Below are 13,778 nucleotides of genomic sequence, written 5' to 3'. Positions count from 1 at the left end.
CGTCCACGGAGAACAATCGATGACGTAATTAAGAGAGCGCTCTCTTGGATTCTTGTCCGCCCGGTCGCCGCCGCGTGCCGTCCATAGGCACGCGGCGGCCCTCACCGGAGAGGGTGGTCCACTAGCTGCCGTTGACGGCGAACTCCCATAGCGAGTAGCCGTACTGGGTGGCGCGCTGGGTGCCGTTCACCCTGATGTACCGGCCCGTGCCGGTCACCGCCAGGTCGTCGGTCCCGCCGTCACCGGTGGTGGTGGAGTAGATGTTCGTCCACGTGTTGCCGTCCGGCGAGGTCTGGATCTGGTACGCCTTGCCGTAGGCGGCCTCCCAGGTCAGTTTCACGTGGTTGATGGCGTACGACCGGCCGAGGTCGACCCGCAGCCACTGGGGGTCGCTGAAGGCGCTCGACCACCGGGTGCCGGCGTCGCCGTCGGTCGCGTTCGCGGCGGCCGTGCCGGCGTTCTCGGTCGAGGACGCCGTGGTGGGCTTGCCCTGGGCGATGTTCGTTCCGCCGCCCCCGCCGCCCGGCGCCTTGTTGTAGACGGCGACGTAGTCGATGTTCATCTGGCCGCCGGAGACCGTGCTGGCGTTGGGCCCGCCGCCGAAGGCGTCGGGGAACCCACCGCCCATCGCCAGGTCGTAGATGATGAAGAACGGGTGGTCCACCGCCTTGGTCCAGGTGGCGGCGTCCACGCGGTTCGCCGGGAGGGTGAAGTAGTTGTTCCCGTCGAGGTACCAGCGGATCTGCTCGGGGCTGGTCGAGCGGTCGATCTCCACCGCGTAGTTGTGGTAGCCCGTCTGGCAGCCGGCGCACGCGCGCTCGCCGCTGCCGATGCCGGTCGACTCGTTGCACACGCCACCGGGGTTGGTGCCGCAGTGCAGCGTGCCGAAGACCGAACTCCGGCCGTTGATGTCCTCCAGGATGTCGATCTCACCGCTGGTCGGCCACGGGACCCCGGCGCGCAGGTCGGCGCCGAGCATCCAGAAGGCCGGCCAGTACCCGGCGCCGTTCGCGGTGGTCACGTTCGGCTGCTGGATGACCGACTCCATGCGCACGACGCCCCCGGCGGGCGCCCCGAACGTCGCCGCCTGGGTCTCGATGCGGCCCGACGTCCAGCCCGTGCGCGGGGCCGTGCCCGAGTGCAGGGCCCTGAGCACGAGGTGCCCGGCGCCGTCGTGGAAGACGTTCGCCGTGCTGTTGGTCATCGTCTCGATCTCGCCGGTGCCGAAGTTGCTGCCGGGACCGGTGTCGTACTTCCAGTTCCCGGTGTTCACGCCGGTTCCCGCCGCGCCGTTGAACTCGTCGCTCCAGGTCAGCGTGAAACCGGGCGGGGGTGCCGGGGCGGCGGCGTTGGCGGTGCCGGGAACGGTCACGGCGCCGAGGGTCGCGACCCCGGCCGTGCCGAGCAGCAGTGCCAGGGCGGAGCCTGCGGCCTTGAGGCGCGGCGACAGGCGTTTGCCCGCACCGCCTCCCACGTCTCTGCTTGTGCGCTTGCCTAACATCGTCTCTCCCTTGGTGGAAGACCGATCGGCGAACGACGGCGGTCCCGGGTCCAGGTGGTGTCGCGTTTTCTGTCCGCCGAGACAGGGACGAGGGGGATGAGCGCACCGGCCATCGATCACCGGTGCGTGCCGGGGGTAGCAGATCGGTCGAACTACAGTGAGAGAGCGCTCTCCGCCGAGAAGTATCATCACTTCACGACGGCTCGTCAATAGGTCCGTAACTTTCCGGAAACAGGCCGAGCGTGAATCGGCCCGTTCACCTCGGTGAAACGGAGAAGGGCCCGGGGGCGCCCGGCCCCCGGGCCCCGAAAGCGCTAGGAACGCTTCCAGAACGGCGGACGGCGGCCGTGCGGCGCGTCCTGCCCGCCCGCGTGACCGGAGCCCGCCGCGTGACCGGAGCCCGCCGCGTCAGCGGAACCCGCCGTGGTGCCGGTCAGCTCGCCGAGCACCGTGACCGCGCGGAGCCACAGGCGGTCCACGTCCGCGCCCGGCGCCTCGCACGCCGACAGCTCGCGGGCCAGGACCGACAGCTCGGTGTCGCCGCCGCCGACGTACGCCGCGAGGGCGGCCAGGCGGCTGCCGAGGTCGGCCAGGTAGAGCCGCCGCTCGGGCGTGGGAAGCGACTCCCGCTCGCGCAGCCGCGCGAGCTCCTCCACCAGCTGAGGCCGTACCAGGTCGGGCGAATGCGGGACCGGCGGGGCGGTCGGGGCCATCTTCGGGCTCGCCGCGCGGGCGAACAGACCGCCACGGGGAGCCGGGCGGGGGAACGCCTTGGGAGCGCCGGGCGCGCCGCCGGCCGCCACGGGACCGCTCTCGTGCGCGCCGAGAGTGAGGATCGCCGGTGCGGCGTCCCTGGTGTACGCGACCGGGGCGGCGGCCATCATCGGAGCGGCGGTGACCGGGCCGGGCATGTCCCAGCCGCTCGGCGGCTCCACGGGCTGGATGACCCGGTGCCCCGGCCCGCCGTCGGCGACGACGCGCGTGTCCACGGCCACGAAGGCGGTGAACCGGCACAGCACCCCGTGCCTGAGCGAGGTCTCGACGATCTCCCGCTCCAGGCCGTGCTCGCCGGTCGCGTAGCGGTCCTCCAGGCGGCGCAGGTGCGCCCGCGCCCAGATGGCCCTGGCCGCGTCTCCCTCGGCCGCCGCCCCCTCCAGCCGCCGCTCCCACGGCTGCCCGTCCTCGGCGAGGCCGTGCACGGTCACCGCCCCGCGAGCGGGACCCCGGAACCTCCCCGACACGGTCAGGGGCACGCCGGAGTACAGCGACCCGAGGTGGGTCACCGTGCCCGGGAGCACATCGAGCCCGTCGGCCTTGAGCGACAGGCCGGTGACCAGCGGGGAGCCGATCCGGTGGTGGATGTGTTCCATCGCCTCGTCCAGGCGGTCCTCGGACTCCACCAGCTCGCAGCGGCCCGAGCCGAGGCCCGCGAGCCTGCCGAGGAAGCCCGCGTTGACGGCCCGGTCGATGCCGACGGTGTGGACCCGCACGGCGGCCAGCCGCGTGCCGAGGAGTTGGAGGATCTGGTCCTCGTTGCCGACCTGGCCGTCGGTGACCAGGACGAGCACCCGCTCCCTGGTGGAGTCGTCCAGCAGGCCGAGCGCCTGCTCCATCGGTTCCAGGATCTCGGTGCCGCCCCGGGCCTCCAGCCGGGCGAGGTGCTCGACCGCGCGGTAGCGGTTGCGGTCGGTCGCGGGGACGAGCCCGGCGTCGAGGCTGTCGGGCCGTTCGACGACGCTGTCGAACGACAGCACCGCGAACCGGTCGACCGAGGTCAGCGTGTCGACGATGCGCGCCGCCGCGCGGCGGGCGGCGACGATCTTCCATCCGCCCATGCTGCCGGAGCGGTCGAGGAGCAGCGTCACGTCCCTCGGCCGCCGCGCCGCCCGCCCGTCCTGCTCCGGCGGCAGCACGGTGAGCGTGAAGGTGCCGTCGCCGTCACCGTCGCCGTCACCGGGTCCGCCTGTCTCGCGGTCCGGTACGAGCGTGAGCGAGCTGGAGGCGGTGAACTCCAGGCGCAGGACGAAGTCGCGGTCGAGCCGCTCGCCAGGCTGGAGCCGGACGACGCCCTCCTCCTCGGTGACCACGTGCAGGCTGGACCGCATCTCCCGCAGGTCGAGCCCGCCCGGGTCCACGCGGGCCGTGAGCGACAGCCGCACCGGGTCGGGGAAGCCGGGAAGCAGCACCGGGGGAGTGATCCGCGACGCGTCCGGCACGGCGTCGGTGTCGGGGGCCACGCCGTCCCCCGCCGAGTGGCCGTCGAGCGGGGTGCCCGGGATGTAACGGGGCGCCACGACGAGAGGGAAGCGGAAGGTCGCGGCGCCGTCCTCGTACGGAAGCGGCTGGCTGAGCGTCAGCCGCACCGTCACCCGCTCGCCGGGCACGATGTTGCCGACCCGCATGGTGAAGACGTCCGGGCGCTCCTCCTCGGCGATGGCGGCCCGCCGCCCCTCGGAAACGGCCTGGTCGTAGTCCTGCCGGGCCTGGCCGCGCTCCTTCAGGACGCCCTCGACCACCCGCCCGTCCGCCTCCATGCGGAAGGCGGTCACCGCCGCCCTGTCGGGCAGCGGGAAGACGTAGGTCGCCTCAAGCGGCACGTCGTAGGGGTTGCGGAATCCCTGGGCGACCTCCACGCCGCAGGTGAGGGCGGTGATCCGGGCGTCCACCTCGACGCTCTCCAGCGGGAGGTTCCCCTTCCCGGTCCGCAGCGCGCCCAGCCCCGCGTCGGGCAGCGGGGTGTACTCACCGGGCTTCAACGCGGTGATCTGAACAGTCATGATTGCATCCCTTCGGACGGGGATCGGTCGAGGTCGGGGTTGACGGGATGGGCGGCGGCCGAGCCGGACAGGCCCCGGTCGCGGAGTACGGCGAGAAGTGGCGCGGCGGCCTCCTGGATCGCGGCGATGTCGCCGGGCCCGGCCGCCCGCCCTTCGAGCAGCAGAGTGACCCCCGGCGCGAGCCGCACGCCGTGGACGAGCCCGGGGAGGCGCGCGCCTGGAGGGGCGTCGCCGTCGAGGCCGGGCAGGCCCGCGGGCACGGCTGCGGCGGCGGGCTCCGGGGCGGCCTCGGCGGGGGCCGCCGGCCGTTGCGCCCAGAAGCGCGGGCGGGCGGCCGGAAGGCCCGGCTTCCCGTCGAGGTCGCCGTCGGGGCCGGTGCCACCGGGCGGGAGGCCGTCCGCGGGGATGTTCGCGATGGCTTCGAGCGTGGAGTCGGCCGCGCCCGCCAGCTCGGCCTGGATGTCGGCGATGGAACGACCGTCGGCCTGCCGGCGTTTGACCGCGATCAGCTGGAGGAGGTGGCGCCTGCCGTACAGCGCGACCCTGCCCCGGCGGGTCAGCGGCGGGTCGAGCAGGCCGATCGTCGTGTACCACCGGATGAGCCGCTCGTTGGGCACGTCGCGAACCCGGCCGTTGGGCCGCTGCGTGGGGCGCAGTGTGGTCGCCGCCCGCTCCGCCAGCTCGCCGATGGTCCAGGTGTCACTCATACCTCGATAATGACACTGCAATCATTACAGTGTCAACGTTTAGAACGACGCAGACCGGTTAGGGCGTTCTAGGTACGAAGGCCATAAACGACTCTTGAGGGGGAGAAACTTCATGGCCCAGATCACCAGCCCTCTTTCAGGCGACAACCAGAAGATCACCGGTGAGGCCCTCCAGGGCGCGCTCATCGACCTGCTCGACCTCTCGCTGGCGGGCAAGCAGGCTCACTGGAATCTGATCGGGCGCAACTTCCGGTCGCTGCACCTGCAGCTGGACGAGATCGTCGGCATCGCGAGGAACCGCGCCGACGACGCGGCGGAGCGTGCCGTGGCCCTCGGGGTCAACCCCGACGGGCGCGTGGCCACCGTCGCCCGCGACACCCAGATCCACCCGCTCGACGCGGGCTACATCGACGACGGGAAGGTCGTCGCGGCGTTCACCGACATCCTCGGAGCCGTCATCTCGCGCATGCGCGAGCGTGTGAACACGACGGAAGAGGCCGATCCGGTCACGCAGGACCTCCTCATCGAGATCACCCAGGACCTGGAGAAGCAGCACTGGATGATCCAGGCGCAGCGCTGAGCGATTTCGGGCTCTCCGGGTGGTCAAGGCCCGGAGGCCGTCCATCCGTTCCGGCAGCGCCGGAGCAGGGCGTCAGAGCAGGTCGCGCGCGAGGTAGGCGATCGAGGGCCGGGCGGACAGCAGGGCGCGCAGCGCGTCCCAGCGGGCCGTGCCGGCCCTCGCGTTACTCAGCAGCCCCGCCTCGGTGAGGGCGCCCGCCCATTCGTCATCTCTCGCGCCGGCCGCCGCGCGCTCCAGCCGGTCGAGCACCGTCTGACCGCTCCCGCGCTGTGGCCCGCCCGGCTCGGGGGAGGCCTGCGGCCGCGCGTGTCCCACGCTGTCCGCTTCCCGTGCCAGCAGGGAGAGCAGATGCGGCCAGCGGATCGTCAGCACCGCGAGCTTGGCCACCTCCTCGTCGCTCGCCCGTGGCGCTCCGGCCAGGGCGCGCCTGTAGGTGACGAAGGAGTAGAACCGGAACACGTTCACATACCTCTTGAGCTCCCGCGGATTGCTCAGCGTGAGCGCGGGAAGAGCCCGCTCGATGGCGGCGTACGCGTTCTGGTCGCTGTAGAGCTCGTCGTAGACGCGGTCGGCGGCGAGCCGCGCGGCGGCCGACAGCCCGCCGATGGCGTCGTCGTACCCGGCCCGCCCCGGTGAGGCGGGGGCGGCGGCCACCGTCTCCTGGACCGTGCGCGCGACCGCGTCGAGGTCGTCGGCGGTCGGGCCCTGCGCCCTGATGGCCGCCTCAAGGCGGTCGACCAGCTCCGGATCGGGCTGCGGGGGACGGGCCTGCCCGGCGGGGCCCTCGCCGCCGTCCTGGGCGCCCGCCCGCCCGCCGTACGGCGCGGCGGGGACGTCGAGCAGGGTGCGGAGGAAGGCGGGGACCCGTTCCCCGTCGTCCAGCAGCGGCACGCTGAGCGGCAACTGCACGATCTTCTCCAGGAACCGCCACCCGAGACCCGAACGCTCCTCCATGGCCGCGGGCAGCGTGCGGGCGAGGTCGCGGTAGGCCACCTCCACGTGCGCCGCCACGACCTCGGGCTCCATGGCCAGCACGAACACGCAGTTGGGGAACTCCCCGGCCAGGAACAGGTTCACCGCCTCGATGACCTGCGCGACCGTACCGGGCGAGCACCTGTCGAGGTCGTCCACGAACACCACCAGGGGCCGCTCCTCGGTGGCCACCATGCCGAGCACGCTGCGCATGTCCGTCTGCACCAGGTGCAGGAACCCGGTCCTGGACCGGTAGCCAGGGTCGGGGGTCAGCTCCTTGACCAGCTCGGGGGACACGCCCAGCAGGTCCGGCTGGCGGACCAGCCTGCGGAACGCGGTGTCGGCCGACTCGCCGAGGAACCGCGCCAGCCGTACGGCCGTCGCGGCCAGCAGGACCAGCGAGCCCCCGGACCCGACGGCCGCCGCCGTGCCGCGCAGGAAGGAGCCCAGCGCGGGCACCAGGGCCCCGGCGGCCAGGGCGGCGGCGCAGAACAGCAGGGTGGCGCAGAACGCCAGGGCCACCGGCAGCAGGCGGGTGGCGGCCAGCCGGTAGGCCCGCCTCCGGACGGCCTCCCTGTCGATCCGCGACAGGTTGAGCGTCAGCCAGAAGCGCTCGCGCTCGCCTCGGGGCAGTCGGCCGGTGACCTGGGTGATGATCTCGTGGGCCAGCCCCGCCCAGACCTGCTCGCCGCTCTGGTACATCCACGGGTTGAACCAGACGGTCGGCCGCCAGTCGGCGTGCCGCAGCGGCAGCTCGCCGGGCACCGCGTACTCCGCGCGGCCCTCCTCGGGGACCTTGGACCGCGCGAGCACCTCCGCGTTGGTCACCTCCTCCGGCGTACGGCGGTGCCGGTTGAGGTGGATCTCGGCGGGCCGGTCCTCGGCGGCGCCCGGATCCAGCAGATCCTGCACCATGCGCATCAGCGAGGTCTTGCCCGCCCCCCAGGGCCCCTTGATGCCGATGGTCAGCGGGGGCCGCGTGTCGGGATGGCGGACGAACGCCGCGATGGCCTCGGCGTGGACCCGATGGCCGAGCCTGTCGTTGATGGTCCACCGGTCGCCGGTCAGCCGGGTGCGGGGCCGCGCGCCGCGGCGGGCGGCACGCCACCGGCGCAGCAGGCCGGACACCCGCGACAGCTCCTCGGGGTCCAGCCGTCCGGTGACGGCCCCGCGGACCGCGGGGTCGGAGAACGGCCGGCCCTGCCCGAGCAGGCCCCACCGCGCCAGCTCCCGCACCGCCTCGCCGGAGGCGGCGCCCTCGTCGAGCAACGCGGCGATCTCGGACGTGAGCGGCTCGTCCTCGGCCAGCAGGGTCGCGCGGCGCAGCAGCCGCCTGGCGTCCTCGCCGAGGTGGACGTCGTAGATCCTGCTCACCAGCTCGGCGGCCGAGACGGGCGGCACGGCGTCGCCCGCGACGGCGAGGCGGGCGAGAGCGGTCCCGAAGGCGGCGCCGAGGTCGTTTACGGACTCACGCGCGGAGGCGACGCCGATCAGCTCGCCCTCGCCGTAGGTGAGCAGGTAGGGCCGCCGGTCGGCGCCGAGCTCCGCGCACCGCTCCTCCGCGTACCGGTAGAGGTCGCCGACCGAGACGGTGCCGTCCCGGTCGAGGTCCGCCTCGCCCGACAGGATGCCGTCGGCCATGATCTCGGTGAGGGAGACCGTGCGGCCGGGCCGTTCCCCCGGCATGGTCGCGCTCGTGGTCAGGGCGGCGGCGGCCGCCACGGGCTCGCCGCTGACCCGCAGGCGGCCCCGGGTCTCGTGGGGCCGGCCGGGGTTCGCCGTGATCAGCCACCCGAAGTCGACGACCAGCAGCAGCGCCGCGCCGTCCGACCGCTCGACCCGGCGGGAGAACTCGCCCATCAGCGCGCCGAACTCGCGCCGCCCCCACCCCGACTCGGTGGACCAGCGGACCAGGAGCAGGTCGCCGGGCTCGACGGCGTCCAGGAAGGAGCCGACCCGCCGGTGGTCGCCCGCGTCGCAGCCGGCGGTCTCGACCGCGTACCCCTGGGCGGTGAGGGCGTGGACCAGCCTGCGGTCGGGCCCGCCCGCCGGTCCCGGTCCAGGCCCGCTCTCGCGATCGAGGAAGACGAGGGCCTTGCGCTTCCTGATCGCCGGAGCGGGCGGAGCGGAAACGATCATCGAGGTCATCGGCGGGCTCCCCTGGCCGGGCTCCGCGCCCCTCGACCGCCGGGCCGTGCCGGCGCGGTGCCCGCCCTGCTGGCTGGTCTCGTGCTGGTGCCGTGCTGATCGGGGCTCGCTGGATGGTCTCAGACGCCGGGCCGGTCCCGGGCGCGCCGCGAACGGGCGAGACCCGCCCTTTGCCCGGTCTTTCCGCGGAGCCTCGCCGTGGCGCTCCGAGTCCCGCTTCCGGTGCTTCGGGGGCTCGCCGTGGTGCTTCGGGTCCCGGCCAGGTGCTTCAGAGGTCGCGGGACCAGGTCTGGATCGTCAGCTCAGCCCCCCAGTCGTGCTCGGTGTGCTGCTCGTCGAGCCGGAAGCCCGCCCGCTCGTAGATGCGCCGCGCCCCCGCCAGCACGTCGACGGTGACGAGGACGACGCGCTCGTACCCGGCCCTGCCGGCGAACGCCAGGCACTCCTCGACGAGCCGTCCGCCGACTCCCATGCCACGCGCGGACGGCTCGACCAGCAGCAGCCGGAGCTGGGCCGTGCGGTCGTCCCTCCGGACGCAGAAGATCGACCCGGCGGGCTCGCCCCCGACCTCGGCGATCCAGCCCGCCTCGCGCTTCGGGTCGTGGCCGTGGACGTAGTCGGCGACGATGCGGGCGGTCATGGCCTCGAACGTCTCGTCCCAGCCGTACTCCTGGGCGTACAGCACGCCGTGCCGGTGTACCACCCAGCCGAGGTCGCCCGCGCGCGGCGGGCGGATGACGTACGGCTCCGGCTTGGGGGCCTCGCCGAGGATCTCCTGGACGGTGGTCATGGCGGACATCAGGCGGCGGCGGTCCTCCTCGCCCAGCGGCGAGATCATGTCGCGGACCGCGGCGGCCGAGGCCTCGTCGAGCGCCCCGAAGGTGACCTTGCCCGCCTCGCTCAGCCGGACGACCTGGCGCCGGGCGTCCGCGGCCGAGCGCTCCCGCGTAACCAGCCCGCCGGCCTCGAAACGGGCGAGCATCCGGCTGAGGTGCCCGCCGTCCAGGCCGAGCAGCCGCCGCAGCTCGCCGGTCTCCATCTCGTCCCGCCGGTCCAGCTCGAACAGGACCCTCGCCTCCGTCAGGGAGTACGGGGTGTCGTGCATCCCGGCCCCGAGCACCCCGATGACGCGGGTGTAGAAGCGGTTGAAGGCGCGGATCCCGGTGACGAGCTCGTCCATCGTTGCTCCGATCAACTGATTTGTTGCCTCAGTCAAGCATGTCCGGGCTCGAAGATCCAGACCGTGACGCGGACCGGGCGACTTGTGCCACTTGGGCCCCCGCACCGAGAATCGGGACCGTGGCGAGGGCCCCGGCGCGCCCCTGTCAAGATCGAAGTAGGTCCAAGGCGCTATTGTCGATCACATGACTTCGGGGTACGACGTGCTCTACATCGGCGGATACACACCCGAGACCGGCGGGTCGGGTACCGGGCTGACCGTGGTCCGCAGGGAGGAGGGCGGCGTGCTCAAGGCGCTGGCCGAGACCGCCGCGCCCGGCCCGTCCTTCCTCGCCCTGCACCCCCGGCTGCCCGTGCTGTACGCGGTGCTGGAGCGCGAGGAGGGCGGCGTGGCCGCCTACTCCGCCGACCCGTACGGCCCCGGCCTGCTCGCCGACGGCACGAGCGGCGGGTCCTATCCCTGCCATCTGGCCGTCGACCCCACCGGCACCTGGCTCGCGGTCGCCAACTACGGCGACGGCACGCTCGCGATGTACCGGCTCGGCAGTTCGGGCCTGTTCGACGGGCGGCCGAGGCTCTTCCCCCACCAGGGTCATGGGCCCGACCCCTCCCGTCAGGCCGAGCCCCACGCCCACCAGGCCGTCTTCGGCCCCGGCCGGGCGCTCCACGTCTCCGACCTCGGCACCGACGAGGTCCGCCGCTACCTTCTCGGCACCGAGCCCGACCTGCATCCCGAGGGCCCGGCACGGCTGGCGCCCGGCAGCGGCCCGCGCCACATGGTCCACCACGAGGGCCGGTGGTACGTCGCGGGCGAGCTCGACGGCATGATCACGGTCTACGACGCCGAGTGGCGCGCGATCGGACGCGTGCCGGCCAGCGAGGCGAAGGGCCCGAACCACGTCTCCCACATCGAGATGTCGGCGGACGGCCGCCACCTCTACGTCGCCAACCGCGGCCCCGACACCATCGCCGTCTTCGGAGTGGAGGACGCCGTGCCGTCCCGGGTGGCCGAGGTAGACTCGGGCGGGCTGTGGCCCCGGCACTTCGCGGTCGCGGGGGAGCACATGTATGTCGCCAACCAGCGCTCCGACGCCGTGGCGACGCTCCAGATCGACGACGGCGTCCCCACCCCCACCGGTGAGACGTTCAAGGTCGGCAGCCCCTCGTGCGTGCTCGCCGTGGCGGTGTAGACGCCGCTCCACCACTTGGTCTAGACCAATGTTGGCCGCTGGGGCACAATGCTCTGCGTTGGTGGCCGCGCCGGCGATGCGACGAAAGCATTCTGGAGCCCGCGGAGCTCAACATAGTCTGACTGTGTACCCCATCGGGAGGAACCCGCCATGCGTATCGGAGTGCTTACAGGGGGCGGCGACTGCCCCGGGCTCAACGCCGTCATCCGTGCCGTCGTCCGCAAGGGCATCGGCGTCTACGGCCACGAGTTCGTGGGGTTCCGCGACGGCTGGCGCGGCCCCCTTTCGGGCGAGACGATGCCGCTGGAGATCCAGACCGTGCGGGGCATCCTCCCGCGCGGCGGCACGATCCTGGGCTCCTCGCGCACCAACCCCATCAAGATCGAGGGCGGCGTCGACCGCATCAAGAAGAACCTCGCCGACGGCGGGGTCGACGCGCTGATCGCCATCGGCGGCGAGGACACGCTGGGCGTGGCCAAGCAGCTGTTCGACCTCGGCGTCAACGTCGTCGGCGTGCCGAAGACGATCGACAACGACCTCAACGCGACCGACTACACCTTCGGCTTCGACACGGCCGTCAACATCGCCACCGAGGCGATCGACCGCCTGCACACCACGGCCGAGTCGCACCACCGCGCGCTGATCTGCGAGGTCATGGGCCGCCACGCGGGCTGGATCGCGCTGCACGCCGGCATGGCCGGTGGCGCCAACGTCATCCTGATCCCCGAGAAGCCCTTCGACATCGACAAGGTCTGCGAGTACGTCGAGAGCCGCTTCAAGACCCGCTACTCGCCCATCATCGTGGTCGCCGAGGGCGCGCACCCGATCGAGGGCCAGATGGCGCTCCAGGCCGGCGAGCTCGACGCGTTCGGCCACGTCCGCCTCGGCGGCATCGGCGAGCTGCTCGCCCACGAGATCGAGAAGCGCACCGGCAAGGAGGCCCGCACCACGGTGCTCGGCCACGTCCAGCGTGGTGGCACCCCGAGCGCGTTCGACCGGGTGCTCGCCACCCGCTTCGGCCTGCAGGCCATCGACGCCGCCAACGACGGCGACTTCGGCAAGATGGTCGCGCTGCGCGGCACTGACATCGTCCGGGTGAGCCTGGACGCCGCGACCTCCGAGCTCAAGACCGTGCCCCCGTCCCGTTACGAGGAGGCCGAGGTCTTCTTCGGCTGATCGTCCCGCCTCATCCGCACCACCCCCGTGCCGTGACGGCCGGGGGCGGTGCTCCGGGCCCTCGGGCGTACGGGCCTGACGGCGGGGTCTTCCGGGGGGCGAGGAAGGGGCGCGCGGGGGCGCGGATCCGGTGTGAGGGGTCCGGGACCCCGCCATCCGGGATAAATTGAAGGGTGCCCTGCGCAGGAACGACCTTCCGCGCGGCACGCAGCCCGACTCCGACTCCCACCACCGCCCGGAGGCAACCCCATGTCCGTCGTGCCCCCGTCAGCTCTGGGCGAGCCCTGCGTCCTGCTCAAACTGGGTGAGGTCGTCCTCAAGGGCAAGAACCGCGAGCTGTTCGAGCGGCAGTTGCAGATGAACATCAAGTCCGCGCTGAAGAGCTCCGGCGTGAAGGTCGACGTCCGCCAGCGCCACGGTGTCATCGCGATCCTGCTGCCCGAGGGCACGGGCGTCGAGACGGCCGACGCCATCGCCGCGCGGCTCACCGACGTGATGGGCCTGGTGTGGATCCACCGCGCCTGGCGGGTCGCCAAGGACCCCGACGCCGTCACCGCCGCCGCCCTGGAACTGGTCGCCGGCCGCCCCGAGGTCGAGCGCAAGGCGACGTTCGCGGTGCGCTCGCGCCGCCGCGACAAGCGCTTCCCCCTCCGCTCCAACGAGCTCGACCGCATGGTCGGCGGCGAGATCAACGACAAGTACGGCCTGCCCGTCCGCCTGAAGAACCCCGAGCTCACCGTCCACATCGAGGTCGACAGGGACGAGGTGTTCGTCTTCACCGACGGCCTTCCGGGCCAGGGCGGTCTTCCGGTGGGCACCAGCGGGCGCGGCCTCGTGCTGATGTCGGGCGGCATCGACTCGCCGGTCGCCGCCTACCGCATGCTCCGCCGAGGGCTCCAGGTCGACTTCCTGCACTTCTCGGGCATCCCGTTCACCACGTCCGAGTCGATCTACAAGGCGTACGCCCTGGTGCGCGCGCTGAGCAAGTACCAGGTGAGGGCCCGGCTGTTCGTGGTGCCGTTCGGCAAGGCGCAGCAGTCGCTGAAGACCTCCGGCGCCGACCGCCTCCAGGTGGTCGCCCAGCGGCGTCTCATGCTCAAGACCGCCGAGGAGGTCGCCCACCGCCTGCGGCGCGCCGTGCTGGTCACCGGCGACTCGCTGGGCCAGGTCTCCTCGCAGACCCTGCAGAACATCACCGCGCTCGACGACGCCGTGAGCATGCCGATCCTGCGGCCCCTCATCGGCATGGACAAGTCCGAGATCATGGCGGAGGCCCGCCGCATCGGCACCCTGGAGATCTCCGAGCTCCCCGACGAGGACTGCTGCACCCTGCTCACCCCGCGCCGGGTCGAGACCCACGCCCGCATCGCCGACCTGCGGCAGATCGAGAAGCGCCTGGACGCCGAGGAGCTCGCGGTCCAGCTCGCCGACTCCGTCCAGGAGTACAAGATCGAGGACTCCGGCCCCAGGCCCGAGCTGGCCGGGGCCGCTGTGGCCATGGGCGCGGACGGCGCCTAGCGCGGCGAGCGGCGCGGGAGGGCGCCCCGG

The 13,778-nt window shown here is 72.8% G+C and carries 9 protein-coding genes; 4 read left to right on the top strand and 5 right to left on the bottom strand.

The window, feature by feature from the left end:
• Positions 1-121 precede the first annotated feature (121 nt).
• The 3 genes from ACGFIV_RS13555 to ACGFIV_RS13545 form a co-directional block, all read right to left on the bottom strand.
• Complete coding sequence (locus tag ACGFIV_RS13555) at positions 122-1,501, bottom strand: discoidin domain-containing protein (RefSeq protein WP_358560323.1); 1,380 nt, start codon at positions 1,499-1,501, stop codon at positions 122-124.
• A gap of 314 nt (positions 1,502-1,815) precedes the next feature.
• Positions 1,816-4,278, bottom strand: a complete 2,463-nt coding sequence (locus ACGFIV_RS13550; RefSeq protein WP_358560321.1) for a VIT domain-containing protein — start codon at positions 4,276-4,278, stop codon at positions 1,816-1,818.
• Positions 4,275-4,985 carry a MerR family transcriptional regulator gene (locus ACGFIV_RS13545; RefSeq protein WP_358560319.1) on the bottom strand — a complete coding sequence of 237 codons (711 nt, stop codon included), beginning with the start codon at positions 4,983-4,985 and terminating at the stop codon, positions 4,275-4,277. The genes ACGFIV_RS13550 and ACGFIV_RS13545 overlap by 4 nt, the downstream gene beginning before the upstream one ends.
• Positions 4,986-5,097: 112 nt before the next feature.
• Between ACGFIV_RS13545 and ACGFIV_RS13540 the strand changes: the two genes are divergently transcribed.
• On the top strand, positions 5,098-5,565 hold the full coding sequence (locus ACGFIV_RS13540) for a DNA starvation/stationary phase protection protein (protein ID WP_358560318.1): 468 nt from the start codon (positions 5,098-5,100) through the stop codon (positions 5,563-5,565).
• Between the two features lie 72 nt (positions 5,566-5,637).
• Here the strand turns inward: ACGFIV_RS13540 and ACGFIV_RS13535 are convergent, their stop codons facing one another.
• Both ACGFIV_RS13535 and ACGFIV_RS13530 read right to left on the bottom strand, forming a co-directional pair.
• Positions 5,638-8,685, bottom strand: coding sequence for a P-loop NTPase fold protein (locus ACGFIV_RS13535; protein ID WP_392834681.1), 3,048 nt, complete (start codon positions 8,683-8,685; stop codon positions 5,638-5,640).
• Between the two features lie 268 nt (positions 8,686-8,953).
• Positions 8,954-9,865, bottom strand: coding sequence for a bifunctional helix-turn-helix transcriptional regulator/GNAT family N-acetyltransferase (locus tag ACGFIV_RS13530; protein ID WP_358559502.1), 912 nt, complete (start codon positions 9,863-9,865; stop codon positions 8,954-8,956).
• 184 nt (positions 9,866-10,049) lie between these two features.
• Here ACGFIV_RS13530 and ACGFIV_RS13525 point away from each other — a divergent pair, with 184 nt between their 5' ends.
• The 3 genes from ACGFIV_RS13525 to thiI all read left to right on the top strand — a co-directional run bounded on the left by ACGFIV_RS13525 (position 10,050) and on the right by thiI (position 13,748).
• Entirely contained in the window at positions 10,050-11,054 is a 1,005-nt protein-coding gene (locus tag ACGFIV_RS13525) for a lactonase family protein (RefSeq protein ID WP_358559500.1), read from the top strand.
• 150 nt (positions 11,055-11,204) lie between these two features.
• Positions 11,205-12,230 (top strand): 6-phosphofructokinase, encoded by a 1,026-nt coding sequence (locus tag ACGFIV_RS13520; protein ID WP_358559498.1) that lies wholly within the window; start codon positions 11,205-11,207, stop codon positions 12,228-12,230.
• Positions 12,231-12,479: 249 nt separating this feature from the next.
• Positions 12,480-13,748, top strand: coding sequence for a tRNA uracil 4-sulfurtransferase ThiI (gene thiI, locus ACGFIV_RS13515; RefSeq protein WP_358559496.1), 1,269 nt, complete (start codon positions 12,480-12,482; stop codon positions 13,746-13,748).
• The last annotated feature ends 30 nt before the right edge of the window (positions 13,749-13,778 follow it).

The sequence above is a fragment of the Sphaerisporangium sp. NPDC049003 genome (genome assembly GCF_043197795.1).
Classification (GTDB): Bacteria; Actinomycetota; Actinomycetes; order Streptosporangiales; family Streptosporangiaceae; genus Sphaerisporangium.
Note: the sequence above shows the minus strand (reverse complement) of the source record. Positions and strands in the feature narration are given on the sequence as shown.

What these genes read in the sequence shown, in the direction of transcription:
- ACGFIV_RS13555 (WP_358560323.1), bottom strand. Translation starts at nt 1,501, where the DNA reads ATGTTAGGCAAGCGCACAAGCAGAGACGTGGGAGGCGGTGCGGGCAAA.
- ACGFIV_RS13545 (WP_358560319.1), bottom strand. Translation starts at nt 4,985, where the DNA reads ATGAGTGACACCTGGACCATCGGCGAGCTGGCGGAGCGGGCGGCGACC.
- ACGFIV_RS13550 (WP_358560321.1), bottom strand. Translation starts at nt 4,278, where the DNA reads ATGACTGTTCAGATCACCGCGTTGAAGCCCGGTGAGTACACCCCGCTG.
- ACGFIV_RS13525 (WP_358559500.1), top strand. Translation starts at nt 10,050, where the DNA reads ATGACTTCGGGGTACGACGTGCTCTACATCGGCGGATACACACCCGAG.
- ACGFIV_RS13535 (WP_392834681.1), bottom strand. Translation starts at nt 8,685, where the DNA reads ATGACCTCGATGATCGTTTCCGCTCCGCCCGCTCCGGCGATCAGGAAG.
- ACGFIV_RS13530 (WP_358559502.1), bottom strand. Translation starts at nt 9,865, where the DNA reads ATGGACGAGCTCGTCACCGGGATCCGCGCCTTCAACCGCTTCTACACC.
- ACGFIV_RS13520 (WP_358559498.1), top strand. Translation starts at nt 11,205, where the DNA reads ATGCGTATCGGAGTGCTTACAGGGGGCGGCGACTGCCCCGGGCTCAAC.
- ACGFIV_RS13540 (WP_358560318.1), top strand. Translation starts at nt 5,098, where the DNA reads ATGGCCCAGATCACCAGCCCTCTTTCAGGCGACAACCAGAAGATCACC.
- thiI (WP_358559496.1), top strand. Translation starts at nt 12,480, where the DNA reads ATGTCCGTCGTGCCCCCGTCAGCTCTGGGCGAGCCCTGCGTCCTGCTC.